This window comes from Amycolatopsis sp. NPDC003676 (genome assembly GCF_053587275.1).
Genome location: NZ_JBSFNS010000416.1, coordinates 1 through 1,074, shown reverse-complemented (window position 1 = coordinate 1,074; position 1,074 = coordinate 1). Strand labels below are relative to the sequence as shown.

Sequence of the window (1,074 nt, the reverse complement as noted above, 5' to 3'; positions counted from 1 at the left end):
CAACGCACCGAGCGCGACGGCCGCCAGCGCGGCCGCCCAGCTGTGGTTCACGAACGCCGTCACCGCACCGGGTACCCCACCGAACCCGATCGGAATCGATCGGAGGACGGATTCCTCGGCGAACCAATGGATGCCGTACTCGGAGTCGTAGTTCACCAGCGTCGCCAGCAACCCGAGCACGCCGAGCCCGAGCTGCGCGCCCGCCGCCACGATCAGCACCCACCGGCCGGACTCGTCGCGCCGGGCCAGCAGCATGCCGCCGTAACCGAACGCGAACGCCGCCACCAGCGCGCCGAGCGTGGCGAACAGGGCCAGCGAGTCGTCGAGCCGGTCGGGGTCGTTCAGGAAGGCGCGCACCAGGACCACGGCCCCGACCAGATTCGCCACCGTGGCAACACCGGCACAGCACACGGCGACGATCGCCGTCACCTCACCGGCTTTCGACTTCGCATCCCGCACGACCATGGCTCGACCGTATCCCGAGTCGGCCTAGCGCGTCGTGGTCCACCGGCGCGTCGGCTCGATCAGGCTGAGCACCAGGATCACCGCGTTGAGCGCGAGCCACCAGTCCAGCGGCCCTACCCGCAGCCCGTGCCCGGCCCCGTTGAGCACAACGACCAGCAAGGTCGCCCCGCTCATCGCCCCCGATATCCCCACCAGAATCCGCCTGCCGAGCATCCGCCGCCGCAACAGCAGCACCGCCCCCAGCAGATACACCACCCCCAGCCCGCCGACGATCCCCGCACCCGCGTAATCGAGCTCGATCTCCCGCCCGAAAGCCCGCACCACCGCCGTCGCCGTGCCGACGATGATCCCGGCACCCCCGACCAGCACCCCGAGCCACCCGGCGACCAGCGCGGTCACCGCGCGAGAAGGCCGCTCGGGCTCCACCTGATCCACCACTATCCCCTGCACGTTGTCGTCGTCGCCGTCAGTTATACGGCGCGACGGCCGATCGAGCCCGTCGACCGAGGTCCCGGGGCCACGCCGGGCAGCCCGAGACGCCGAAAGCCGCGTCCGGGGGCTTCGGGGTCGGCCAGTGAACCGTCGAGGAAGGCGAGAACGCGCATCCCC

At 71.1% G+C, this 1,074-nt stretch carries 2 protein-coding genes; both read right to left on the bottom strand.

What is annotated here, in order from left to right:
• A partial coding sequence (locus ACWDNU_RS46860) for a hypothetical protein (protein WP_449673584.1) occupies positions 1–465 on the bottom strand: 465 nt, incomplete at its 3' end.
• 24 nt (positions 466–489) lie between these two features.
• Complete coding sequence (locus ACWDNU_RS46855; protein ID WP_355283616.1) at positions 490–900, bottom strand: hypothetical protein; 411 nt, start codon at positions 898–900, stop codon at positions 490–492.
• Between the last annotated feature and the right edge of the window lie 174 nt (positions 901–1,074).